Origin of the sequence: Lentzea flaviverrucosa (assembly GCF_003350445.1) — a bacterium.
Classification (GTDB): Bacteria; Actinomycetota; Actinomycetes; order Mycobacteriales; family Pseudonocardiaceae; genus Lentzea; species Lentzea californiensis.
Genome location: NZ_QQAU01000005.1, coordinates 559,600 through 582,966, shown reverse-complemented (window position 1 = coordinate 582,966; position 23,367 = coordinate 559,600). Strand labels below are relative to the sequence as shown.

The window sequence follows — 23,367 nt, the reverse complement described above, 5'->3', positions numbered from 1 at the left end:
CTTACTCCAAGATTCAGGTCCGCCCAGGATTGGCGTCAGAGTATCTGCACCGTGCCCACGGGCAGACCGGGCGTCGTCGAGATGTCCATCGGGGACGGCTTGGCACCCGCCGCGACCAGGTGGGCACCGAGCGCGGCGATCATCGCGCCGTTGTCGGTGCACAGCCGCGGCCGCGGCACGCGCAGCTCGATGCCGGCCTCGGCGCAGCGCTCGGCGGCGAGCCCGCTCAGGCGGGAGTTCGCCGCGACCCCGCCGGAGATGACCAGCGTGCCGACGTCCAGGTCCTTCGCGGCACGGATCGCCTTGGCGGTCAGCACGTCCGCGACGGCCTCCTGGAACGACGCGGCGACGTCGGCCAGCGGGATCTCCTCGCCGGCGCGCTCGGCGCGTTCGACCCAGCGGGCGACCGAGGTCTTCAGGCCGGAGAACGAGAAGTCGTACTTCGCGTCGCGCGGGCCGGTGAGGCCGCGCGGGAACGCGATCGCGCACCCGTTGCCCTGCTTGGCCAGCTTGTCGATGGGCGGGCCGCCGGGGTACGGCAGGTCGAGCAGCCGCGCGACCTTGTCGTACGCCTCACCGGCCGCGTCGTCGACGGTGGACCCGATCTCGGTGATCGAGTTCGCCAGGCCGCCCTCGATCAGCAGCAGCTGCGAGTGACCGCCGGAGACCAGCAGCGCGAGGCAGCGCTGCGGCAACGGGCCGTGCTGCAGCGTGTCCGCGGCGACGTGGCCAGCGAGGTGGTTCACGCCGTAGAGCGGCTTGCCGAGCGCGGCCGCGTACGCCTTCGCGGCGGACACGCCGACCAGCAGCGCGCCGGCCAGGCCCGGTCCGGCGGTGACGGCGATGGAGTGGATCTGGGAGAGCTCGACCTTCGCGGTGTCGAGCGCGCGGCGCATGGTCGGGACCAGCGCTTCGAGGTGGGCGCGCGAGGCGACCTCGGGCACGACGCCGCCGAAGCGGGCGTGCTCCTCGACGCTGGAGGCGACCTCGTCGGCGAGCAGTTCGAGCGAGCCGTCCGGACCGAGGCGGACGATCCCGAAGCCCGTCTCGTCGCACGAGCTCTCGATGCCCAGAATCAAGCGATCAGACACTTTGAGCAGGCCTTCCCATCGTGTACGCGTCGGCACCCGACGGCTGGTAGTAGCGGCGGCGCAGGCCGAGGCGTTCGAAGCCGTGCGCCAGGTACAGGGTGATCGCGGGCTCGTTGTCCGTGCGGACCTCGAGGTAGACCGGCACGCCGATCTCGTCGACGCGGGCCAGCAGGTCCCTCAGCAGCATCTTGCCGACACCCCTGCCCTGCCAGTGCCCGACGACGGCGATCGTGTGCACGCTGGCCTCGTGCTCACCGGCGGCGAGCCCGGCGTACCCGATCAGCTCGTCGTCGGCGTACGCGCCGATGTAGTAGTTGCCGTTGTCGAGCTCGCTGCGGAACGCGTTCTCGCTCCACGGGTCGTCGCCGGGGAACAGCGCCAGCTCGATCTCGTGGCACCTGGGCACGTCGGCGTGCCGCAGCGGCGCGAGCGTGACGGTGCCGGTGGTCATGCCCTGGTCACCCTCTTGCGCCCGGTGGGCTCGACGGCGTCGGGACGGCGCAGGTAGAGCGGGGTGAGCGCGGCCGGGCGGGCCTTGGCGAGCACCTCGGCGGCCGCGGCGGCGACCAGGCCCTCCGGGCTCGGGTGCTTCGCTTGGAGCAGCTCCAAGCCGAGGACGTCGGCGTAGATCTCGGCACCCTCACCCGTGGCCTGGTGCATGCCCATCTTCGGCAGCTTCTCGGCGAGGTCCTGCGGGCGCTCGACGTGCGGGCCGTCCGTGCGGCGACCGGCGGCGTCGTAGGCGGCCCAGTAGACCTCCTTGCGCCGCGCGTCGGTCGCGACGAGCAGCGGGTGGCCGCTGGCGGCGTCCTTGGCGAGGGCGTCCGGGGTGGCGACCGGGTAGACCGGGCGGTTGAGCGCCTGGCCGAGCGCGGCGGCGGTGGCGAGGCCGACCCGCAGGCCGGTGAACGGCCCGGGACCTGCACCGACGACGATCGCGTCGAGGTCGGCGAAGGTCTTGCCGGCTTCCGCGAGCGCGTCGCTGATGTGCGGGGTGAGCAACTCGCCGTGCGCCTTGGCGTTGAGCGTCACCCGCTTCGCGAGCAGGCGCGGCGGGGAGTCGGGCACGAGTTCGACCACACCGGCGGTGACTGCGGGGGTGGCCGTGTCGACGGCGAGCACTAGCACGATTGTCCAGGGTAGTACGAGGTCGTGTCGGTCATCCGGTCACCTCTTGCTGCCAACCGCCGCAGGCGATTCGGCGGCAAGCGGTGGGCGGATGACCGACTTCTCGACGACCTCGTCGCCATCTGCTGAGCAGGGGCGAACAGGCACTGCCTGGACCCGCACCTGCGATGCGTCCTCAAGCGGCTCGCACCAGGCCGGTCCACGTCGCTGGACCGGGTGATCGCGAGCCGAGGCCGTCCTGCTCAAGCATCCGTCGGTGACGGACGAGCGGATGGCCGACGGGCTCGTTCGGCCATCCCCACGACCTTCCGGCGACTAGCGGCCGGACGTGTCGCCGTTGCAGGCGACGTAGGACGACGAGTGGTCGACCGTGAAGATCTCCAGCGGGCCGTTCCACTGCCACGGTGCGACGCAGGCGTTGTTCAGCACGCTGATGCCGTCATCACGGCCGGCGTGGTTGTCGTTGCACGCGGCGTAGCCGGGGGCGTGGCCCTCGTACAGCAGCGACAACGGGCCGTTCCACAGCCACGGCGCGGCGCAGAGGTTCTCGGCGACGCCGATGCCGTCGGAGCGGTCGTGCTCGCCGGCGGAAGCGGGAGCGGAGGAGGCCAGCAGGGCACCACCGACGACTGCGGTCGAGAGGAGCGTCTTCTTGATCATGACCGGATCATCGGCAGGTCACGCTCTGTCCTCAATGGACTGCGGCCCCGTGCGTCGCGAACCTCACACCGGCAGGGGACGCGAGCTCCAGTCGCCCTGCGGGATCAGCTGAGCTGTGCGAACGTCGTCGATCCCGCGTTCGAGGCGGATCAGCAGATGATCTTCGTTCAGGCGTTCCGCCACGCCCTCGCCCCACTCGACGGCGACCACGGCGTCGACGAGGTCCGTGTCCAGGTCGAGGTCGTCCAGCTCGTCCAGGTGACCCCCGAGCCGGTACGCGTCGACGTGCACCAGCCGCACTCCCCTGCCGTCCTCGGCGGGCTCGTGCACGCGGGCCACGACGAACGTCGGCGAGGACACGCGGCCCTGCACGCCGAGGCCGCGCGCGAGGCCGCGCACCAGCGCCGTCTTCCCGGCTCCCAACGGCCCGGCGAGCAGCAGCAGGTCGCCCGCCCGCACCACTTCACCCAGCTTGCGGCCGAACTCCTCGGTGTCCTCCACCAGGGGCAGTTCGACGGTCTTCACGCTCGGCGCCACCACTTCTTCCGACTCTCTCCGCGATCGGTCGCGCAGCGTTCGACGAGCGCGACCAGGTGGTCGTTGACGAGATCAGCCTGCTCCATCATCACCATGTGCCCGGCACCGGGGGCCCGCACCAGCGTGGCGTGCGGCATCTCCTCCGCCATCCGCGCGGCGTGCGAGAACGGCGTGAGCTTGTCCGCGTCACCGCTGAGGATCAGCACCTCGCAGTGCCTCAGTCCGGCCAGCGCCTTGTAGCGGTCGTGCGTGCCGAGGGTCTCCAGGAACTCGGTGAGGACCAACACCCTCGTCCCGTTGATCATCTGCTCCATCAGGTCCACAAGGGACGGTGCAACCTTGCGGTCGCCGAACGCCAGCGCGCGGATGCCGCTCCACGTCAGGGTTTTCGTGCCCTTGCGGACCCACTCGACGAACCCCGGCTGGATGCCCGCGAGCCGGCCGACGCCGAGCGTCACCAGGTTGTACCGCGACAGCACGGACTTCGGCAGCCCCGCGCCGCCCACGGCGCCGGCGGCGGTGCCGATCAACGCCACGCCGCGCACCCGGTCCTCGAAGAGCTCGGGGTGCTTCTCGGCCAGCGCCATGATCGTCATACCGCCCATGGAGTGGCCCACGAGCACCAGCGGACCTTCCGGCACGACCGCGCGGATCACCGAGTCGAGGTCGAGCGCGAGCTGGTCGATCGTGCTGTTCTCGGCGGAGGACTTCCCGGAACGGCCGTGGCCGCGCTGGTCGTAGAGCACCTGGTGGACGCGGGGGTCGATCAGCTCGGCGAGGTCGCGGCGCTGGAAGTGGAAGCAGCGGCGGTCCAGCGCGAACCCGTGCACCAGCACGACGGCGATGTCCGGCTCGCCGCCGTCCGCGGGGTCGACCTCCTCGACGGAGATCGGCACGCCGTCCTCGGCGGCCACCGTCGACTCGCGATCGGGCCTGAGCTGACCCAACGGCTCGTCAGCGAGGCGGTCCGTCGCGTTCTTGCGCTCGTGCGAGACCTTCGCGGTCTGCGCCACGGCCGCACCGGCGACGACGGCGCCGACCGCGCCACCGACCCACCCGACGACCTTCCACACCGGCTTCACGTGTAGATCCTCCGCACCCGTGGCCGGTACATCCCGCAGACGATCTCGTAGTCGATCGTCCCGGTGAGCTCCGCCCACTCCGTCGCCGTCGGCTCCCCGCGGCTCCCGTCGCCGAACAGGACGACCTCGGCACCCTCCGCGATCTCGTCGTCCCCGCAGTCCACGACGATCTGGTCCATGCAGACACGGCCGACCACCGGGCGGCGCCTCCCGTCCAGGAGCACCTCCATCCGGCCGGAGAGCGCCCTCGGGACACCGTCCGCATACCCCGCCGGCACCAGTGCCAGCGTCGTGTCCGTCCGCGCTGTCCATGTCATCCCGTAGGAGACCGACTCACCTGCGGGGATACGTTTCGTGAGCGCCACGTGCGACCGGTAGCTCATGACCGGCCTGAGGTCGTGATCGGTCGGCACCGGGTTCAGCCCGTAGACGGCGATGCCGGGCCTGACGATGTCGAAGTGCAGGTCGGGCCTGGTCAGCAGGGCCGCCGAGTTGGCGATGTGCCGTTTCGGGTCGAGACCGGCGGCCTTCGCGACCTCGTAGGCGTCGTCGAACCGCTTGGCCTGCAGGTCGATGGACGGGTCGCCGATCTCGTCCGCGGACGCGAGGTGCGACCAGATGGCGACGACCTCGTGCTGCTTCGCGGCCTCGACGAGCTCGGGCCAGTCGTGGGGCTGGCAGCCGTTGCGGCTCAGCCCGGTGTCGATCTTGAGGTGGAGCCGCGGCCGTGCGTCGGCCTCCAGCGCGGCCTGCTCGATCCGGCGCAGGTCGGACAGCGAGGACACGGACATGTCCACGTCGGCCGCGAGACCGGCCGCCAGGTCCTCGTCCGGGGCGTCGAGCCAGGCCAGGACCGGGGCCTGGATGCCCGCCGAACGCAACGCGAGGGCTTCCTGCGTCGAGCACGAACCGAGCCAGGTGGCACCGGCTTCGAGCGCGGCCCGGGCAACCTGCACCGCTCCGTGGCCGTAGCCGTCCGCCTTGACGACGGCCATCGTCTCGGAGGCAGGGGCGAGACCGGCGAGCAGGGCGACGTTGTGCCGCAGCGCGCCTAGGTCGACGACAACTTCTGAACGGGCCATAACCTGTTCATCGTGCCATGACAGCCGCGAACAGGGACTATGGCGCAACTCGCAGCGCGCGGATCGCCGCCGGGATCGCTTCCATCAAGCCCGAGGCGGGCAACGGCGCCCCGTCCGCTCCCAGTTCGGCCGCCAGCACGTGCGCGTACGCCGCGTACCCCGCTGCCAGGAACGGGTCCAGGCCCGCGGCCAGCAGCGCGCCGATGATGCCGGACAGGACGTCGCCCGACCCCGCCGTCGCCGGCCAGGACGACGTCGCCGAGTTGACCAGCGCCCGTCCGTCCGGCGCCGCCACGACGGTCCGGTGGCCCTTGAGCAGCACCACGGCGTCGAACCGCTGCGCGGCCTTCCTGGCCGCCGCGACGCGGTCCGCGCCGACCGGGCCGGCCAGGCGTTCGAACTCGCGGTCGTGCGGGGTCAGCACGAGGGCGGCGTCGGGGTCGCGGGCGTCCCAGAGCGACGGGGTCGAGGCGAGCAGCGTGATGGCGTCCGCGTCGGCGATGACCGGCACACCGGCGTCCAGCACGGACCGCAGGACGTCCGCGGACGAGCCGCCGGTGCCGATGCCGGGTCCGACGACCCAGGCCTGGACGCGACCGGCGTCGGTGATCGAGCCGGTGCAGATCGCCTCGGGCCAGCGGGCGCGGATGGCGTCGGCGGCCGGACCGGCGTAGCGGACCATGCCCGAGGTCGCGAGCACGGCGGCGCCGGTCGAGAGCACCGCGGCACCGGGATAGGTGGTGCTGCCGGCTGCCACCCCTGTGACGCCCTGCGTGTACTTGTCGTCGGACGGGCCCGGCACCGGCCAGGCGACGTCCGCGCGGTCGAGCAGCACGAAGTCGGGGTCCACCGGCCGCAGACCGATGTCGACCAGGTGCACGTCACCGCAGTCGGCCAGCGCGTGCACCGGCTTCAGGCAGCCGAACGTGACGGTGGTGTGCGCCTTCACGTGCGGGCCGGAGATCTCGCCGGTGTCCGGGTCGATGCCGGACGGCAGGTCCACCGCGAGGACCGGGGCCTCGACGCTCTCGACCAGAGCGGCGGCGGCCGGGCGCAACGGGCCGCGCGCGGACAGGCCGACGATGCCGTCGATCACGAGATCGGGGGTGCCGACGTCGGCGACGATCCGGCCGCCCGCTCGGCGGAACGCGGCGAGGCCTTCGGCGTGGGCCTTCTCCGGGGACAGGAGCACCGCGGACACCGCGACCCCGCGGCGGCGCAGGAAGTAACCGGCCCACAGGGCGTCGCCGCCGTTGTTGCCCGCACCCACGAGCAACGTGACGCGGCGGCGGCCCTGCAGGAGCCGGAGGGCGTGGGTGGCCACACCGAACGCGGCCTTGCGCATCAGCGAGCCCGGCGGGACGACCGCCATGAGCTCCTCTTCAGCGGACTTGACGCGTTCGGTGTGCCAGACGCCTCTCACTCACTCGACGGTAACGGACTTCGCCAGGTTGCGAGGCTTGTCCACGTCGTAGCCGCGGGCGGACGCGATCTCGGCCGCGAGGATCTGCAGCGGCACCGTCGAGATGAGCGGCTGCAGCAGTGTCGGGACGGCCGGGATCTCGATCAGGTGGTCGGCGAACGGGCGCACGGTCTCGTCGCCCTCCTCCGCGATCACGATCGTGCGGGCGCCGCGGGCCTGGATCTCGCTGATGTTGGACACCAGCTTCGAGTGCAGGACGGCACGGCCCTTCGGCGACGGCATGACCACGACGACCGGGAGGTTCTCCTCGATCAACGCGATCGGGCCGTGCTTGAGCTCGCCGGCCGCGAAGCCCTCGGCGTGCATGTAGGCGAGCTCCTTGAGCTTGAGCGCGCCTTCCAGTGCCACCGGGTAGCCGACGTGACGGCCGAGGAACAGCACCGCCTTCGAGTCGGCGAGCTCACGGCCCAGTGCACGGACCTGCTCGGCCGTGCCGAGCACGCGCCGCACCGCCTCGGGCATGGCCTCCAGCTCGTGGAACTCGCGGGCGACCTCGTCGGGGTACTTGGTGCCGCGCGCCTGCGCCAGGGCCAGGCCCACGAGGTAGTTCGCGGCGATCTGGGCGAGGAACGCCTTCGTCGACGCGACACCGATCTCCGGACCGGCGTGCGTGTAGAGCACGGCGTCGGACTCGCGCGGGATCTGCGCGCCGTTGGTGTTGCAGACGGCCAGGACGCGGGCCTTCTGCGCGCGTGCGTGGCGCACGGCCTCCAGCGTGTCCGCGGTCTCGCCGGACTGCGAGACGGCGACGACGAGCGTGTCGCGGTCGAGCACCGGGTCGCGGTAGCGGAACTCGGAGGCCAGCTCGACCTCGACGGGCAGGCGGGTCCAGTGCTCGATCGCGTACTTCGCGACGAGACCGGAGTGGTACGCGCTGCCGCAGGCGATGACGAAGACCTTGTCGACGTCGCGCAGGTCCTGGTCGGAGAGGCGCTGCTCGTCGAGGACGATCCGGCCGTTCGCGAAGTGGCCGCGCAGCGTGTTCGCCAGCGCCTCCGGCTGCTCCTCGATCTCCTTGAGCATGAAGTACTCGTGGCCGCCCTTCTCGGCGGCGCTGAGGTCCCAGTTGACCGTGAACGGCTTGGCCTGCGCGACCTCGCCGTCGAAGTCGGTGACCTCGTAACCGGAGCGGCTCAGCACGACCATCTGGTCCTGGCCCAGCTCGACGGCTTCCTTGGTGTGCGCGATGAACGCGGCCACGTCGCTCGCGACGAAGTACTCGTTCTCGCCCACGCCGACGACCAGCGGCGAGTTGCGGCGCGCGGCGACGACCTGGTCGGGCTCGTCGGCGTGCGTGATCACGAGCGTGAACGCGCCCTCGAGCCGGCGGGCGATCTTGCGCACGCTGGCAGGCAGGTCACCCTTCGTGTCGCCCTCGGCGTAGGCGAACGCCACGAGGTGCGCGACCGTCTCGGTGTCCGTGTCGGACGCCATCTCGACGCCGAGGCCCTCGAGTTCGGCGCGCAGCGCGAGGAAGTTCTCGATGATGCCGTTGTGCACCACGGCGACACGGTTCGTCGTGTCGCGGTGCGGGTGCGAGTTCTTGTCGATCGGCGCACCGTGCGTCGCCCACCGGGTGTGGCCCATGCCGACGGTGCCCGCGAAGTTCTCGCGACCCACCTCGTCGAGCCTCGTCTCCAGGTTCTGCAGCCGTCCGGCCTTGCGTTCGACGGCGAGGTCGTCGCCTGTCACGACCGCGACGCCCGCTGAGTCGTAACCCCGGTATTCGAGGCGCCTCAGCCCGTCCAGCACGACGTCGAGCGCCGACTGGTGACCCACGTATCCCACGATTCCGCACACGGGAAACAGACTAGCTAGACCACGCCGCTAACCCTAATGAGTGAGAGCGCTCTGTTTGCGCTGGTCAAACGCACGTATGGTGTAGACCAATCTCAGGTGTGGTGCGGACGACAGGATCGACTACGGTTCACCACATGGCTCGCCGCGTGATCACGCTGACCGCGAAACAGGCCCTCGAGCAGCTCAGCAGGCCCGGCCCGCACCCCGTGCTGCGCGGCGACCTCGCGCTCGTCGGCCTGCCGGGCGTGATCTTCACGCCCGAGTCCGGCCTCGGTCTGCCCGCCCTCGCGTTCGGACACGGCTGGATGCAGCCCGTACGGCGCTACCACGGCCTTTTGCGCCACCTGGCCTCCTGGGGCGTGGTCGCCGCGGCACCGGCCGTGGAGCGCGGCCCGCTGCTGTCGTCACGGGTGCTCGCGGCGAACCTGCTGACCACTTTGGACATCTGCACCGGTGTGCGGCTCGGCACCGGGGAGATCAGCGTCGACCCGGCCCGGCTCGCACTGGCCGGACACTCGATGGGCGGCGGTGCGGCCGTGCTGGCAGCGTCCTCAGCGGACAGGGTCCGGGCCGTTGTGACTTTGGCCGCAACGGAGACGCGCCCCTCGGCACTGGACGCGGCCCGCGAGGTCCGCGCGCCCGGCCTGCACCTCGCGGCGGGCGAGGACCGCATCGCACCGCCGGTCGGCCACGCCGAGGCGATCGCGTCCGCGTGGGGCGGCCCCGTGCAACTGCGGCTGCTGCCCAAGGCCTCGCACCTCGGCTTCACCGAGGGCCGGCACTGGAGCGAACTCATGCTGGACGGCAGCGCCGAGCGCGGGGCGCAGAAGCTCGGCCGCGCGTTCGTGACTGCCTTCCTGCTGCGCGTGCTGACCGGCGACCGGACCTACGACGACCTGCTCGACAGCGACCTGAAGGCCGCGAACCTCGTGTTCCAGCGGGAAGCCCTGCCCCGGCGCTGACGGCGAGAGGCCCGCACCGGGTATCGGTGCGGGCCTCTCTGCCGCAGTTCGTCAGCTCAGCCAGGTCTGGCCGCTCAGGTCGTCATCGTCGTCCACCGGCGCCGCACGCCGCGGACGAGCCGGCGGAGGCGGTGGCACGACCGGGGCCGCGACCACGGGCGGAGGCGGCGGCGGAGTGGGCGCCTGCGGCGCCGGTGCGTAGCCACCGCCGTCGTCGTCCTCCGGGCCGAACGCCAGTTCACCGGCGCCGCGTTCGGGACGGTCCCACTGCGGCTTGCGCGACTGCTGCCGTTCGCCCTGCTCGACGAGGTTCTGGGCGCTCTTCTGAGCGGCCGCGACGTCCTGCTTGTGCTTTTCCTCGCGAGCCGCGATGTCGGCGGCCACCTTGTCCTGGCTCGCCTTGAGCTCCGCCGAGACCTCGGCGGTGGCACGGCGGGTCTTGGCGATGTTCTCGTCGAACAACGCCTGGACGCGCGGATCCACTTCCCCGATCATCGCCATGGGTTGGCGGCCTCTCCTCGGTCTTCACCCAGCGTGGTCTGCATGGCGCTCAACGGGTTGCTGTTGTCGTCGTCGAACAACGTGCCCGTGGTGCGCCACTGGCTGGCCCCGCGCTCGGAGTCGCCGCCCTGCTGGCCGCCTGCTCCGCCTCCGGGCATGCCGCCGCCCATCATGCCGCCGCCACCCATCATGCCGCCGGAGGCGGCACCGCTCGGCGCCTGACCACTGCCGTCCTGCATGGACGGCAGGTTCGCCGCGCCCGGCTGGGCCGCTTCGGAGGGGTTCGTGGTGAACGATCCGCCGTTGCTGTCACCCGCGTTCGGGCTGCTCCACGCGCTGTCGGCGTTCGAGCTGCCGAGCACGGACTCGCTGCCGCCGCCCGTGAACGAGACGCCGGACGTCGTCGTGCTGTCCGAGGCCTGGGCGAACTGCGGGTTCTCCGCGGAGACCCTGGGCTCGCCGAGGCTCGGCATGATGCCGTTGTCCTCGATGTAGCTGCGGGCCGCCGAGTCCTGGAAGCGCTCGGCCACGTTCGGCGCGGCCTCTCCCGGCGCGCTCCAGACCTGCTCACCGGCGGGCGCCGGCATCGGCTGGAACCCGGCCTCGGCAGGCATCGGCTGGAAGCCCGCCTCGGCGGGCAACGTCGTGACGGCCTCGGCCGGCAGCGTCGTGACGGGCTCCGGGAAGTCGCCCTCCGGGGTGCGCAGGCCGTCCTCCAGCCTGGCGCCGCCGGAACCGCCACCGCCGGGACCGGACTCGGAACCAGGGGTCTGCGCGGCGGGGTTCTCGTCCTCGCCGAAGCTCACGCCGATCTTGTCCGGCGTGCCGTCACCGTCGTCCGCGGTCAGGTTGATCTCGCCGGTGTCGGCGTTGACCTCGGCGGTGAAGTTGACGCCGTCCTGCTCGATGTGGATCTTGCCGTCCTCGCCGACCTCGACCGGGATCGGGTTCGACTCCGAACCGAGCGGGCCCGCGGCCGGAGCCGCTCCGCCGCCGGGCGCCGGGGTGCCACCGGGTGCGGGGGCGCCGCCGGCGGCGGGAGTCTGCCCGCCCGCCGTCGGGTTCGAGGCGGTGAGCTGGTTGGCCATGGCGGTGATGGCCTGAGTGCCGTTCTGCCCCATCAGGGCCTTGGCGGCCTCGGGGTTCTTGCTGAAGTCGAGGTCGTAGGTCTTCGGCTCGCCCTTCGGCGTGTCGATCGTCATCTTCACGTGCCCGTTCGAGTCGGGCTCCGTGACCTTGATCGTGTTGTCGCCGGCCGTGACCGTGACGGTCTCGAGCTTCTCCTCGGGCTTGGGCTCGTCGGGCTTGCCGTCGCCGTCGAGGTCGTCGGGCTTGCCGTCGCCGTCGGTGTCACCGGGGACGTCCGGCTTGCCGTCGCCGTCCTTGTCGAGCGGGTTCTCCGGCTTCGGGATCTCCGGCGTGCCACCGCCGCCACCGCCGCCGCTCGGGCTGCCGCCACCGCTCGGGCTGCCCCCGCCGCTCGGGCTGCCCCCGCCACCGCCGCCGTCGTTGACGTTCTGGCGGCCGCCGCCCTGATCGGAGAACGCCGGGGCGTCGCCGATCGGGCCGAACGTGTCCTTGAACGCGTTCTTCAGGCCCGTGAACATGGCCTTGTAGTCGGCGTCGACACCCGCCTGCACGGCCTGGCAGTAGCCGTCGAACGCCTTCTTCTTGCCGTCGAACTCCTCGCAGAGAGCCTTCAGCTTCTGCTTGGCCTCGTTGATGATGGACTCCCGCCGGCCCTTGACCCAGGAATCCCAGCCGAGACCCGCGAGAACGCCCGACAGGATGCCGCCGGTGAGAGCACCCACGACACCGCCGACGACCCAGCCGGGCAGGCCGGAGAGTCCGTCGAGGATGCCCGCGTCGTTCTCGAAGATGTCGCCGTTGGCCTGGCGGATCGCGGTCTCGGCCTCCTCGACCGTCAGGCCGCCGCACTTCTCCGAGTACTGGTCGTGGATCTGCTGCGCGAAGTCCTTGACGTGCTTCTGCATGTTCGTCACGCCGGCGGTGATCGCGCCGGGAGCCGTGCCCGCCTGCTGCACGAACGTCTTCGAGGCGCCGGCGAACTTGGCCCGGTACTCGCCCGCGGCCTTCGAGGCGGGGCCCTCCCAGGAACCGAGCCCGTTCCAGGCGGCGCCCAGCGCGTTGTCGTGCGCGTCCGCCTTCTTGACGTTCTCGGTGAGCTTGTGGGCGTCTTCGCGGAACTTCGCGAAGTCGATGTCGCGGACCTCGTCGTACTTGCGGTAGATCTCACCCTGGAGGTCCGGCGCGGCACCACCGTGACCGCACGCCTGCGCGGCCTTCGGGTAGATCGGGACGAACTTCTCGTAGAAACGCAGCCCGGGGGCACCGGCGTCGAGCAGGACGTTGCTGTTCGGCACGTCACCCTGCTCGTTCAGCACCTTCTGGGTGGCGCCGAGCTCGCGTTCCTCGCCTGCCTTCTTGACGAGCGCGTCCGCGTCCTCGCCGTCCATGGTGAAGGCCGAGTGCACGGCCTCCTTGCGGATGTTGTTGCTTTCGAGCAGGCCGAACGTCGGTGCAGCGAGCAGCACACCCACCACGTGGTCGCCCGTGCTCGGGTCGTCCGGGACGTCGACACCGTTCGCCTTGCCGTAGCGCTCGACCTCTTCCTGGGGAGCGCCGGCGCCGGCGAGGGCGCGCACGAGCTGCTTCTTGGTCTCCGGAGTGACGTTCGGGTCGTCGAGGAGCTTCTTGATCTCGGTCTGATCCGCCACGACTCGTTACCCCTTGAACTGGCTCGAGGTCTGCGCCTCGTTCGACTCGTACGTCTTGGCGACGTCCTTCAGACGGGTGGCGATGCCGGTCGCCTCCTGGCCGAACTTCTCCAAGTCCTGGCCGAAGAGGTCGAAGCAGGCCTTGTACTCGGCGGCGACGCCCTGGAACTTGCGACCGACCTGCCCGGCTCCCACACCCGGCACGGCCGCGGCCTTCATCTGGATCAGGGCTGATCCCTCTGCCTCGTACGTCCCCGCCGTCTTGGTCAAATCGCCGGACTGCACGCCGAACCCGGACATCCGCTCGCCTCCCCTTTGTCCCCGATCTGACGCAATTCGGTCTCATCGGGTTCCGCCATACAGTGCCAGCTCGGATCACACGGTGACCGGAGCTCCACGATGTCGGTTGCCTTAGTAAACAGCCATTCGGCGCAAGGCGCTGATGATCACCACTGATCAGTGGGAGGCGCCGGTCACCAGCCGTTCGGCGGAGGTGGGGGCGGACCCTGCTGCGAAGGGGGCTGCTGCGGCTGCGGGTACCCCTGAGGCGGGTACGGCTGCTGGGCCTGCTGCGGGAAGCCCTGCTGCTGGGGGTACGGCTGGTGCTGCGGATACCCGTGACCGGGCGGGAACGGGGGCTGGGCGACCGGTTTGCGCTTCGAAGCCGCGACAACGGCGATGACGACCGCCGTCACACCTCCCAGCAGCACCAGGAGTACGAGCAACATCAACATGGTCATCCCCAGCCCCCTGCAGTCCTCAGTGCACCGAGGAAACCACACCGGCCAGGCGCTGCGCGGCCGTCTGGGCCTGTTCGTGGCTCGTGGCCTCGACCATCACCCGCACGAGCTGCTCGGTGCCGGACGGGCGCAGCAGCACGCGGCCGGTGTCGCCGAGCTCGGCCTCGACGGCGGCGACGGCCTCGCTGACCGACGTGGCCTTGGCGACGGCCGCCTTGTCGGTGACCTTCACGTTGATCAGGACCTGCGGCAGGCGGCGCATCACCGATGCGAGGTCGGCGAGCGACTTGCCGGTCTCGGCCATGCGGGCCATCAGGCGCAGGGCGGTGAGCAGGCCGTCGCCCGTGGTGGCGTGCGCGGGCAGCACGACGTGGCCCGACTGCTCGCCACCGAGCGAGTAACCGCCGGCCTTGAGGTCCTGCAGCACGTAGCGGTCGCCGACGGCGGTGGTGCGCAGGCGGATCGACGACTCCCGCATGGCGATGTGCAGGCCGAGGTTGCTCATCACGGTCGCGACGAGCGTGTCCTCGAACAGCTCGCCCGCGTCGCGCATGGCGATCGCGAGGACCGCGAGGATCTGGTCTCCGTCGACCGGGTTGCCCTCGGCGTCCACGGCGAGGCAGCGGTCGGCGTCGCCGTCGTGCGCGATGCCGAGGTCGGCACCGTGCTCACGGACCGCGGCGGCGACGACGTCGATGTGGGTGGAACCACACCCGTCGTTGATGTTGAGGCCGTCCGGGTTCGCGTTGATCGCGATCACCTCGGCCCCGGCGCGGCGGTACGCGTCCGGTGCGGCCACCGACGCGGCACCGTTCGCGCAGTCCACCACGACCTTGAGGCCGTCGAGGCGGTGCGGTGTGACCTTGAGCAGGTGCTCGACGTACTGGATCTCGGCGTCGGGAACGTCGCGCACCCGGCCGATCGCGGCCCCGGTGGGACGGTCGAAACCGGAACCCATGTGCTGCTCGATCTCGTCTTCGACCGAGTCGGGGAGCTTGTGCCCACCGGCGGCGAAGAGCTTGATCCCGTTGTCCGGCATCGCGTTGTGCGACGCCGAGATCATCACGCCGATGTCGGCGCCGAGCGCGGCGACCAGGTGCGCGACGGCGGGCGTGGGCAGAGCGCCGACGCGCAGCACGTCCGCACCGGCCGAGGTGAGGCCCGCTGTGACGGCGGCATCGAGCATCTCACTGCTCGCCCTGGGGTCGCGGCCGACGACGGCGACCGGACGGTGGGTGCGGTCGTGCTCGGCGAGCACACGCGCCGCCGCGGCGGCGACGGACATCGCGAGCTCAGGGGTGAGATCGGCGTTCGCGAGACCGCGCACACCGTCGGTGCCGAACAGGCGGGCCATGAATCCTCCGAATTGGACACTGCGAGGCGGCGGGAAAGGACCCGGAAAACACTGCGGGAGCAGCAGTTCGTGGTGAACTGCTGCTCCCGCAGGTATAGCTGGATGACGCTCGGAGTGCGGGTGTCCCCGCACTCACCGCGGAAGAGCGGTGATCTGACGAACGCAGACACGGCTCGCCCCGCGGTGGGGCATCAACGCTTGGAGTACTGAGGCGCCTTGCGGGCCTTCTTCAGACCGTACTTCTTGCGCTCCTTGACCCGCGGGTCACGGGTGAGGAAGCCGGCCTTCTTGAGGACCGGACGGTCCTCGGCGTCGATGGCGATCAGCGCACGCGCGATGGCGAGACGCAGCGCACCGGCCTGGCCGGTGATGCCGCCGCCGTGCAGGTTGCCGATCACGTCGAAGGTCTCGGGCTTCTCCGTGGTGACGAGCGGCTCCCTGATGAGCTGCTGGTGCACCTTGTTCGGGAAGTACGCCTCGAGGGTCTTGCCGTTCAGCGTGAACTTGCCGGTGCCGGGCACGAGGCGGACGCGGACGACGGCCTCCTTGCGGCGGCCGACGGTCTGCGCGAGGTGCGCGGCGCCGTTCAGCGAGAGTGCGACCACGGGCGCGGAGGTCTCTTCGACGACCTCGGCCTCGTCGGCGTCGTCAGCGTCAGCCACGGGGGCGTCGGCGTCGGCCTCAACAGCCTCGGGAGCCTCATCGGCCTCAGGAGCGTCGACGACCTCGGCCTCGACAACCTCGGCCTCGACCTCGGGGGTCTCGACCTCAGGGGTCTCGTTCTCAGGGGTGGTCACAGGAACTTCCTCGGTGTTCTCGTCGCTCACTGGGCGATCTTCTTGATCTCGAAGGCCTGCGGCTGCTGCGCCTCGTGCGGGTGGCTCGCGCCTGCGTAGACCTTGAGCTTGTTCGCGATCTGACGGCCAAGGCGGTTTTTGGGCAGCATGCCCTTGATCGCCTTCTCCACCAGGCGGTCCGGACGCGTGTCCAGGACCTCGCCGAAGGACTGCTTGCGCAGACCACCGGGGAAGCCGGAGTGGCGGTACTGGAACGCCTGGTCGCGCTTCGCGCCGGTCAGAGCGACCTTGTCAGCGTTGATGATGACAACGAAGTCACCAGTGTCAACGTGAGGCGCATAAGTCGGCTTGTGCTTGCCGCGCAGCAGCGTCGCGGCCTGGGTGGCGAGCCGGCCGAGCACCACGTCCTGGGCATCGATCACATGCCAGGTGCGGGTCACCTCACCGGGCTTCGGGCTGTACGTGCGCACGGATCTACCTCGTCGTCACTTGCGTCTGGGGTCACTGCGGCGGTTGCCCCAGACCGATCTTGGACGAACCAAGCGGTGGTTCCGGAACAGGCGCGGCACACATGGGCGCCAGCTACCGCACAACAACGTCAGAAGATACCGGATGGGAGGCGCCGGGACCAAAACGGCCCCTCTTAAGCGCCTTCCCGTGGACGTACGTGAGCCCCGGACCACGTGGTTCCGGGGCTCACGAAGGTGTTGCGACTGGCCGGTGGGCTCAGCTCCAGCGCATGGCGTTCTTCTGCTCACCCTGCTGGTAGGCCTCGGCGGCCTGCTGGACGGCGACACCGATGGAGGAGAGCACCTGCGCCAGGTCGGCAGCGGCCTTGTCCCAGTCGTTCTGGGCGGCGTTGTACGCCTCGGAGCTCGCACCTTCGTAGCCGGCGAGCACGGACCTGACGCGACCCTCGAGGGCCTCCAGCTCGCCGGTGATCTTGCGCTCAGCGCTGCTGATCTGCGACGAGGCGTTCATGAGCTCGGGAAAACTGACCTTGATCATTTTGTTGGTCCCCTTAGGTACTGAAGAGATCTGCGGATGGAGAGGTGCTTACCGGAGAGAACCGGGAGATCAGAGGCGGCTGGCGATGCTGCCCAGGCCCGAGCCCTGCTCCTCTTCGCGCGTGTCCATGTCCTGCGCGGTGCCGGCGAGGCCCTCGCCGATGACCGAGAGGGCCTGCTGCAGCTTGGCCTGGCTCTCCTGGAAGCGGTCCATCAGCCTGGCGAACGCCACGGCCGCCGGGCCCTCCCACGAGCCGCGCAGCGTGTCACAGGTCGACTGGACACCGCGGAGGATGCCGTCGAACTCCGTCTTGGCGTTGTTCACGTCCCTCGAGAGAGTCGCGATCTCTTCCGTGGTCGCCTGAAATCCACCAGCCATTGCAGTTCCCCTTAGTTTGGATCGTTAGGCCGTACCGCTTGTTCTGTACGCCCCTTCCGACGAGCACCCTGCCACGTCGGTTCCGTCCTGTCCCGAGATGGTTCCAAGTAGTTGCTCTAGTAAACGGGCCGCAGGTGCGAGAAGGTTCAATAGAGGATTCGCGACTGCGAAAAGTCCTCGTCATCGTCACTCACACGGGGAAGCTGGCCACTCGGACCGGCGACGGCCGCGGAACCGAGAGTCACCCGTTCCGTCTCAACTGGAACCGCGGCGACGACCTCGGCCACGGGCTCCGGCACCTGCTCGACGGCCAGCCCGCGGTCGGTCCGGAACCCCGTGGCGGCCTCCCGGACGTCGGCAGGGGTGGCCTGACCACCGGGCCCGGCCTCGCGTTCACGAGCCGATGCCGCCAGGTCACGCGTGCGTTCCCGCAGCTTGGCGTTGCGTTCACCGATCTCACCCGACGCGCGGCGGGCGCGGGTGACCGCTGCTCCGACCTCGGCGCGGAACCGGGCGAGGACTTCGGTGGCGGACATCGGCGACTCCCTGGCAGTGCGGCTACGACTTGATGACGAGTGAGCGGACGATCTGCTCACAGGCGGCGTTGACCTGGGCTTTTGCGGCTTCCACCGCCTGGCATCCGACACTCACCTGGTGCTCGCCCGCGAACTGGATGTACCAGTCGACACCGGTCGTCTCGACCACTTCGCGATAGTGAACAACAGACTTGCCCGCGAATGTGATCTCTTCGGAGAAGTCGGCGACCTCATCGCCCTTTTCCTTGCGTTGTTCAAAGGTGTTCTTCAACTCACTCAGTGCACGAGGACGATCCGCGTCGCTGTCGTACTCGAGTGTTTGCTCCTGCACAGCAATGCGCGCTTCCGGTTGTTTGCCATCGGAATTCTTGCGGTCGACCGGTTGCAAAAGCACCTGACGAACGGGGGCGGCGCCGCCCGTCTGCTCCCACCCGTCCGGCCGGGTGAAGCTGTAGTCGTAGACGGCGATCCGGTCGCCCTGCGGAGCAGGCTGTTCCTGCGTCCCCTTGGGCTTGAACCAGTAGTAGCCGCCGACACCGGCCGCCGCGAGCACGACCACGACACCGATCGCGATGAACAGAGGCGCCTTGCTCCTCTTCCGCGGCGGCGGCGGTGGCAAGGCCGCGGGGAACGAGACGGGGAACTGCCCGGACGGCGGTGGCGTGATCCGGCGGGTGATCTTCCGGGTGGCCTCGTCGCCGACCCGCAGGTTGTGAGTCACCTCACCCGGCGGGCCCTTCGGCTGGGGCGCCTTGGCCACACCTCCGGTCCGTTCCGGGTCGAGGCTGACCGCCCTCAGCGCGCCCCGGGCCACCACCGTCTCCGGCTGGTCGATGCTCGTCGGCACCACGCGGATCTGCTCGTGGACCATCCTCGCGACCAGCGGGATCCGGCTGGACCCGCCGACCAGGAACACCCCGGCCAGCTGATGGGGCGCGAGACCGGCGTCGCGGACCGCGGCACCGGCCAACGCGGCCGCCCGGCTGATCGGCGCGGCGATCAGCTGCTCCAGGTCCGAGCGCGTCAGGTGCGCGTCGGGGAACGGCGGCGGCATCGGCACGTCGGTGTAGGCGTGCCGGGACAACGTCTCCTTGGCGCCGCGCACGTCCTGCCGCAGCACCCGCCGCTTGCGCCGGTCGGCCATCTCGCGGCCCTCGACCAGCTGCCGCCAGGCCTCGGGGTCCTTGGCCGCGACCAGCCCGCCGACGTGGTCGAGCAACGCCTGGTCGATGTCCGCGCCGCCGAAGCTCGGGTCGCCCTTCGCGGAGAGCACCCGGAAGCTCTTGCCCGCCCGCGCCACCACGCTCGCGTCGACCGTCCCGCCTCCGAGGTCGAGCACGGCGAGAGCGGCACCGTCCGGAATGGAGTGGCTCGCGGAGTGGAAGACGGCGGCGGCGACGGGCTCGGGCACCAGCACCACCTCGCGGCCGAGCCCGCGGGCCGCCTGCAGCAGGACGCGGGTGCGGACGGAACCCCAGTCCGCGGGGTGGGTGAGGACGAGAAGGTCGACAGGCGCTCCGCCACCAACGCGCCGTGCTTCTCCCACAGCTCGTGCCAGCACCGCCCGCACAACGTCCACAACGGGCAGCACGGTGCTGCCGAGCAACAACTCCCCCTCGTCGACACGGCGCTTCGGGTGCGGCTCGTAGCGCGAGGGATCGACCGCCGCCTGGCGTTCGGCCTCCTGGCCGACGAACAACGTGCCGTCGGCGGCCGCGAACACGGCGGACGGCACGAGCGGCTGGCCGTCGAACACGACGACCTGCGGCTCCCGCCCGTTCGCGGAGATCGCCACACAGGTGCTCGACGTGCCGAAGTCGACCGCGACGTGCAGGCTCATGCACCTTCCCCTCTTCCGCGCACATGCTTACCCGATGCGACTGAGCTGGACGACACGGATGACGAAGGTCGCCATGTCCGATTTCATCCCAGCGCCACCACGCGCGGCCACGGCGTCCGCCCGCGGGTCACTTCAGGGCCGGTGGACCTCGGCGATCACGCCTTCCGGCGAGCCCGCTCCAGCACGGCGCGCAGTCGGTCTTCCGCGTCGGCGTCACCCGCGTCGGCGTAGTCCTCCAGGGCGGCGGTCGCCACGTCGACCGCCTTGCCCACCAGGCCGAGCGCGAGGTTCGCCTCGGCGATCGCAGTGAGCGCGCGCACGGTTCCGCGGCGCTCGCCCAGCGACTCGAAGACGTTCAACGCCTTCTCCGCACCGACCAGCGCGGCGCGGGCGTCTCCTTGGGCAAGGTCGGCTCGCGACACGAGCACCGTGCAGTAGGCGGCACCCCTGTCGTCGCCGACAGCGGTCACCAGGTCGAACGCCTCCCGGCTCGCCGCACCCGCCCTGGCGGCGTCACCGCTGGCCAGCGCGGCCACTACCACGCGGCTGAGCACCTGGGCGACCTCGCTGCGCTCACCCGTCTCCCGGCTGATCACCAGCGCCTCGTCCAGCACCCGTGCCGACTCCGCGTGACGTCCTTCCGCACTGAGCATCGTTCCCAGCTCACGCAGGGCGCACAGCTGTGTGAGCTGCACACCGCTCGCTCGCGCGGCGGCCACCGCGCGTTCGGCGATCGCGAGCTGCGGCTGTCCGGTGTGGAGCATCGTGAAGTACGCCAGCGCTCCCAGCGCGCAGGCGAGCTCGGCCTGGGCTCCGACGGCCTCGAAGCCGTCCACGCAGCGGGCGTACTCCGTGATCACCTCGTCGCTGACCCCTCGCGTCACCAACTGGCCCAGCAGCCGGAGGTGCGCACGCCAGGCGTTCAGCTCGTCGCCCTGTGCGAAAGCCGCGTCCCGGACGAGCTCGCACATCCGCAGGATCCGCTCGTGCGGGTGGTAGCAGTCGAGGTAGGCGAACGCGCGGTGCGTGAGGTTCTCGGCGGATTCGACCCAGCCGTGGTCCAGGCACAACATGACGGCCCTGTCCACGTTGACCTGCTCGGCGAGCAGCCACTTCTCCCTGCCCTCGGCCAGCCGGTCGAGCTCAAGGTCCTCCAGCGCCCTGGACCTCGTGATGGGGCGCTTCGGCATGTCGTCAGCGGCGAACCAGTCCCGCGCCGCGTCGTCGGCGAGCGTCACCATCACGTCGACGTAGTCGCGCAGGGCCGCCGTGGTCACCTCGGGAGGTTCCTCGCGCACCAGTTCGGCGGCGTAGACCGCGAGCAGGTCGTGCATGCGGTAGCGCGGTTCACCGGTCGCGTCGAGACCGACCTCGTCGACGAGGTTCGCCTCCACCAGCCGTTCGACCAGTCGCTCGCCGTCGCCGCCCGCGAGCACCCCGACCGTCCAGGCCGCGACGTCGATCGCACCGAGCAGCCCCAGCCGGCGGAACGCGGTCGCCGCGTCGGCGGGCAGGGCCTCGTAGCTCGGTCCGAACGACGCGCGAACCTCCAGGTCGCCGGTGGCGAGCTCGTCGAGCCGGCGCCGTTCGTCGGACAACCGCCCGGCCAGCGACCTGAGCGGCAGCGACTCGCGGGCGGCGAGCCGTGCGCCGACGACCCTCAGCGCGAGCGGCAACCCGCCGCACGCACCGACGATCGCGCGTGCGGCGGCCCGGTCGGTGGCGGCACGGGACAACCCGATGACGCTCTCCAGCAACGCCGACGCGTCCTCGTCGCTCAGCGGCGGCAACCGCAGACCGTGCGCACCTTCGACCTGGACCAGGCGCTGCCTGCTGCTGATCAGCGTCGCGCAGCCGGCCGTTCCCGGCAGCAGCGGCCTGACCTGCTCCGGCCCCGCCGCGTCGTCCAGCACCACGAGCATCGCGCGGTCGGCCAACTGGGCGCGGAAGGCCGCGGCACGGGCCTCCAGACCGTCCGGCATGCCGGTGACCGACACGCCCAGGGCCAGAAGCAGCTCACCGAGCACCTCGGCCGGATCGCGCGGCGCGGATCCGGCGCCGTTGAGCCGGACGAACAGCTGGCCGTCCGGGAAGCGGTCGCGCAACCGGTGGGCGGCCTTGATCGTGAACGCGCTCTTGCCCACGCCGGGAGCGCCGCTGAGCACGACGACCGGCACCCGGCCCTGCGGCGCGAACATCGCCTCCACCTGGTGCAGCAGTTGCTCACGGCCGGCGAAGGTCGGCGTGTCGGGCGGCAGCTGGCAGATCACCTTGCGCTCAGGCGCGTCCATCTCGCCGTTGAGCAGCGCGAGGTGCAGCCTGGACAGCCCCGGTGAGGGGTCCACGCCCAGTTCGTCGGCGAGCAGCGCGGTGATCTCGCGGTAACTCTCGAGCGCCTCGGCCTGCCGGCCGGACCTGGCCAGCGCCGTCATCCGCTGCGCCCAGAAGCGCTCCCGCAACGGGTGCTGCCGCACCAGCTCGGCCAGTTCCGCGACCAGCTGCTCGCCCTGGCCGCGGTCCAGGTCCGCGTCGATCCGGCGCTCCAGCACTCCGACGCGTTCGTCTTCGAGGCGCGGCACGTCCTCGCGGTGCAACGCGTCCGATGCCACGTTCGCCAGCGCCGGCCCGCGCCACAGTTCCGTCGCCGAGGCGAAGTCGCCCCCGCGCACGAGCTCGCGGAAGCGCAGCAGGTCGAGCTCCTCCGGCGCGACCTCGACCAGGTAGCCGCCGGCGGTCGTGCGCACGCGGTTCGCGTCGCCGAGGGCCTGCCGCAGCCGCAACACCGTCGTCTGCAACGTCTTGTGCGCGCGGTCGGCGGTCGGCGGTTCGCCGTCCCACAGCCGGTCGACCAACTCGTCGACGGACACGAAACGGTTGGGACGCAACAACAACGTCGCGAGCAGCACTCGGCTGCGGCCTGCCGGGACGAAGACCGGTTCGCCGTCCGCCAGCACTTCGAGCGGGCCCAGCACCCGGAACTCGACGTTCACGATCACCCCCGGAACACGCTCCTCTCGGGACGAGTGTCGCACCGGGTCACGACACCCCGCAGTTCTTCGGCGGGCGCCCGGCGGTCCGGTTCATCAGCTGGTGGAGGGGCTGGTCATCCCCTGCGTCCGCTTCTCCTGCGACGAAGACGCGTGAGCTCGCAGCAGGTCGTGCGACGAGCACCGGCCCATGCGTTCGGTGACGACGTTCACGACCGCTTCACCTGATCCGTCCACAGTGGAGTGGCGGGTGCACGCGGTGCTCGGCTCACAACGGTCCCCCAGGTTCCGCGACCAGTTTAGACGGTGTGTGATCGCGGTGTGACCGAAGTGTGAGCGGTGTCGGGCACAGTAGTCCTCAGCGGTGCTGGTGGCAGATGTTCCTGGGGGGCCACCAGCACCGCATCATCAGTTCCGGGTGTCTCACGGCCTGTGACCGAAGTGTGAGCGCGACCGGGCAAAGTGGTGGTCAGCCGGAGCGACGAGAGTGACAACGAGGTTCTGGGGGGTGTCACGCTCGCCGAGCTCCCTCCTGGCCGCGCCTCCCAGTGGTGCGGTCAGGGTGGGAACTCCGGTCTGGGGGGGAACCGGACAGTCCCCTGCTGTCCGGCGAAGGCCCGCGGCTTCGGCTGCGGGCCTTTTTCATCGCCGGAGAAGGCATGT

General features: G+C 70.7%; 22 protein-coding genes. 1 reads left to right on the top strand and 21 read right to left on the bottom strand.

Annotated features, from left to right (window positions below):
- Positions 1–35: 35 nt before the first annotated feature.
- The 9 genes from tsaD to glmS all read right to left on the bottom strand — a co-directional run bounded on the left by tsaD (position 36) and on the right by glmS (position 8,863).
- Complete coding sequence (gene tsaD, locus DFR72_RS19695) at positions 36–1,091, bottom strand: tRNA (adenosine(37)-N6)-threonylcarbamoyltransferase complex transferase subunit TsaD (RefSeq protein WP_090074415.1); 1,056 nt, start codon at positions 1,089–1,091, stop codon at positions 36–38.
- On the bottom strand, positions 1,084–1,542 hold the full coding sequence (rimI, locus tag DFR72_RS19690; protein ID WP_090074412.1) for a ribosomal protein S18-alanine N-acetyltransferase: 459 nt from the start codon (positions 1,540–1,542) through the stop codon (positions 1,084–1,086). The genes tsaD and rimI overlap by 8 nt, the downstream gene beginning before the upstream one ends.
- Positions 1,539–2,219, bottom strand: coding sequence for a tRNA (adenosine(37)-N6)-threonylcarbamoyltransferase complex dimerization subunit type 1 TsaB (gene tsaB / locus DFR72_RS19685; RefSeq protein WP_090074409.1), 681 nt, complete (start codon positions 2,217–2,219; stop codon positions 1,539–1,541). The genes rimI and tsaB overlap by 4 nt, the downstream gene beginning before the upstream one ends.
- A gap of 315 nt (positions 2,220–2,534) precedes the next feature.
- The gene (locus tag DFR72_RS19680) at positions 2,535–2,879 is read right to left on the bottom strand and encodes a hypothetical protein (RefSeq protein ID WP_090074407.1); all 345 of its coding nucleotides are present in this window, start codon (positions 2,877–2,879) and stop codon (positions 2,535–2,537) included.
- A gap of 63 nt (positions 2,880–2,942) precedes the next feature.
- On the bottom strand, positions 2,943–3,404 hold the full coding sequence (tsaE, locus tag DFR72_RS19675) for a tRNA (adenosine(37)-N6)-threonylcarbamoyltransferase complex ATPase subunit type 1 TsaE (protein ID WP_245983159.1): 462 nt from the start codon (positions 3,402–3,404) through the stop codon (positions 2,943–2,945).
- Positions 3,401–4,498, bottom strand: coding sequence for an alpha/beta fold hydrolase (locus DFR72_RS19670; RefSeq protein ID WP_170176316.1), 1,098 nt, complete (start codon positions 4,496–4,498; stop codon positions 3,401–3,403). Before DFR72_RS19670 ends, tsaE begins: the two co-directional genes overlap by 4 nt.
- The gene (alr, locus tag DFR72_RS19665) at positions 4,495–5,580 is read right to left on the bottom strand and encodes an alanine racemase (RefSeq protein ID WP_090074402.1); all 1,086 of its coding nucleotides are present in this window, start codon (positions 5,578–5,580) and stop codon (positions 4,495–4,497) included. Before alr ends, DFR72_RS19670 begins: the two co-directional genes overlap by 4 nt.
- A gap of 37 nt (positions 5,581–5,617) precedes the next feature.
- The gene (locus DFR72_RS19660; RefSeq protein ID WP_090074399.1) at positions 5,618–7,003 is read right to left on the bottom strand and encodes an NAD(P)H-hydrate dehydratase; all 1,386 of its coding nucleotides are present in this window, start codon (positions 7,001–7,003) and stop codon (positions 5,618–5,620) included.
- The gene (glmS, locus tag DFR72_RS19655) at positions 7,004–8,863 is read right to left on the bottom strand and encodes a glutamine--fructose-6-phosphate transaminase (isomerizing) (RefSeq protein ID WP_090074397.1); all 1,860 of its coding nucleotides are present in this window, start codon (positions 8,861–8,863) and stop codon (positions 7,004–7,006) included.
- Positions 8,864–8,997: 134 nt separating this feature from the next.
- Here glmS and DFR72_RS19650 point away from each other — a divergent pair, with 134 nt between their 5' ends.
- Positions 8,998–9,825: a dienelactone hydrolase family protein gene (locus DFR72_RS19650; protein WP_090074394.1), complete on the top strand. Its 828-nt coding sequence runs from the start codon at positions 8,998–9,000 to the stop codon at positions 9,823–9,825.
- Between the two features lie 51 nt (positions 9,826–9,876).
- On the opposite strand, the gene DFR72_RS19645 is transcribed toward DFR72_RS19650, so the two are convergent.
- The 12 genes from DFR72_RS19645 to DFR72_RS19590 all read right to left on the bottom strand — a co-directional run bounded on the left by DFR72_RS19645 (position 9,877) and on the right by DFR72_RS19590 (position 22,713).
- On the bottom strand, positions 9,877–10,308 hold the full coding sequence (locus tag DFR72_RS19645) for a hypothetical protein (protein ID WP_143087021.1): 432 nt from the start codon (positions 10,306–10,308) through the stop codon (positions 9,877–9,879).
- A gap of 8 nt (positions 10,309–10,316) precedes the next feature.
- On the bottom strand, positions 10,317–13,064 hold the full coding sequence (locus DFR72_RS45620) for a hypothetical protein (RefSeq protein ID WP_090074389.1): 2,748 nt from the start codon (positions 13,062–13,064) through the stop codon (positions 10,317–10,319).
- 6 nt (positions 13,065–13,070) lie between these two features.
- The gene (locus DFR72_RS19635; RefSeq protein WP_090074386.1) at positions 13,071–13,364 is read right to left on the bottom strand and encodes a hypothetical protein; all 294 of its coding nucleotides are present in this window, start codon (positions 13,362–13,364) and stop codon (positions 13,071–13,073) included.
- Between the two features lie 173 nt (positions 13,365–13,537).
- Positions 13,538–13,804, bottom strand: coding sequence for a hypothetical protein (locus DFR72_RS19630; protein WP_090074439.1), 267 nt, complete (start codon positions 13,802–13,804; stop codon positions 13,538–13,540).
- A 19-nt stretch (positions 13,805–13,823) separates the two neighbouring features.
- The gene (gene glmM / locus DFR72_RS19625; RefSeq protein WP_090074384.1) at positions 13,824–15,158 is read right to left on the bottom strand and encodes a phosphoglucosamine mutase; all 1,335 of its coding nucleotides are present in this window, start codon (positions 15,156–15,158) and stop codon (positions 13,824–13,826) included.
- Between the two features lie 191 nt (positions 15,159–15,349).
- Positions 15,350–15,955 (bottom strand): 30S ribosomal protein S9, encoded by a 606-nt coding sequence (gene rpsI, locus DFR72_RS19620; RefSeq protein ID WP_245983152.1) that lies wholly within the window; start codon positions 15,953–15,955, stop codon positions 15,350–15,352.
- 26 nt (positions 15,956–15,981) lie between these two features.
- The gene (gene rplM / locus DFR72_RS19615) at positions 15,982–16,425 is read right to left on the bottom strand and encodes a 50S ribosomal protein L13 (RefSeq protein ID WP_030478339.1); all 444 of its coding nucleotides are present in this window, start codon (positions 16,423–16,425) and stop codon (positions 15,982–15,984) included.
- Between the two features lie 256 nt (positions 16,426–16,681).
- Positions 16,682–16,963, bottom strand: a complete 282-nt coding sequence (locus tag DFR72_RS19610) for a WXG100 family type VII secretion target (RefSeq protein ID WP_090074382.1) — start codon at positions 16,961–16,963, stop codon at positions 16,682–16,684.
- A 69-nt stretch (positions 16,964–17,032) separates the two neighbouring features.
- A complete protein-coding gene (locus tag DFR72_RS19605) occupies positions 17,033–17,341 on the bottom strand; it encodes a WXG100 family type VII secretion target (RefSeq protein WP_090074380.1) in 309 nt (102 codons plus the stop codon).
- Positions 17,342–17,487: 146 nt separating this feature from the next.
- Positions 17,488–17,877: a hypothetical protein gene (locus DFR72_RS19600; RefSeq protein ID WP_090074378.1), complete on the bottom strand. Its 390-nt coding sequence runs from the start codon at positions 17,875–17,877 to the stop codon at positions 17,488–17,490.
- Between the two features lie 22 nt (positions 17,878–17,899).
- On the bottom strand, positions 17,900–19,717 hold the full coding sequence (locus tag DFR72_RS19595) for a type VII secretion-associated protein (protein ID WP_090074375.1): 1,818 nt from the start codon (positions 19,715–19,717) through the stop codon (positions 17,900–17,902).
- A 155-nt stretch (positions 19,718–19,872) separates the two neighbouring features.
- Positions 19,873–22,713, bottom strand: coding sequence for an AfsR/SARP family transcriptional regulator (locus DFR72_RS19590; protein ID WP_170176315.1), 2,841 nt, complete (start codon positions 22,711–22,713; stop codon positions 19,873–19,875).
- Between the last annotated feature and the right edge of the window lie 654 nt (positions 22,714–23,367).

Bases quoted from the DNA above. Each gene is read 5' to 3' on its own strand.
- rimI (WP_090074412.1), bottom strand. From the start codon at position 1,542: ATGACCACCGGCACCGTCACGCTCGCGCCGCTGCGGCACGCCGACGTG.
- DFR72_RS19680 (WP_090074407.1), bottom strand. From the start codon at position 2,879: ATGATCAAGAAGACGCTCCTCTCGACCGCAGTCGTCGGTGGTGCCCTG.
- alr (WP_090074402.1), bottom strand. From the start codon at position 5,580: ATGGCCCGTTCAGAAGTTGTCGTCGACCTAGGCGCGCTGCGGCACAAC.
- DFR72_RS19650 (WP_090074394.1), top strand. From the start codon at position 8,998: ATGGCTCGCCGCGTGATCACGCTGACCGCGAAACAGGCCCTCGAGCAG.
- DFR72_RS19635 (WP_090074386.1), bottom strand. From the start codon at position 13,364: ATGTCCGGGTTCGGCGTGCAGTCCGGCGATTTGACCAAGACGGCGGGG.
- DFR72_RS19630 (WP_090074439.1), bottom strand. From the start codon at position 13,804: ATGACCATGTTGATGTTGCTCGTACTCCTGGTGCTGCTGGGAGGTGTG.
- glmM (WP_090074384.1), bottom strand. From the start codon at position 15,158: ATGGCCCGCCTGTTCGGCACCGACGGTGTGCGCGGTCTCGCGAACGCC.
- DFR72_RS19610 (WP_090074382.1), bottom strand. From the start codon at position 16,963: ATGATCAAGGTCAGTTTTCCCGAGCTCATGAACGCCTCGTCGCAGATC.
- DFR72_RS19605 (WP_090074380.1), bottom strand. From the start codon at position 17,341: ATGGCTGGTGGATTTCAGGCGACCACGGAAGAGATCGCGACTCTCTCG.
- DFR72_RS19600 (WP_090074378.1), bottom strand. From the start codon at position 17,877: ATGTCCGCCACCGAAGTCCTCGCCCGGTTCCGCGCCGAGGTCGGAGCA.
- DFR72_RS19595 (WP_090074375.1), bottom strand. From the start codon at position 19,717: ATGAGCCTGCACGTCGCGGTCGACTTCGGCACGTCGAGCACCTGTGTG.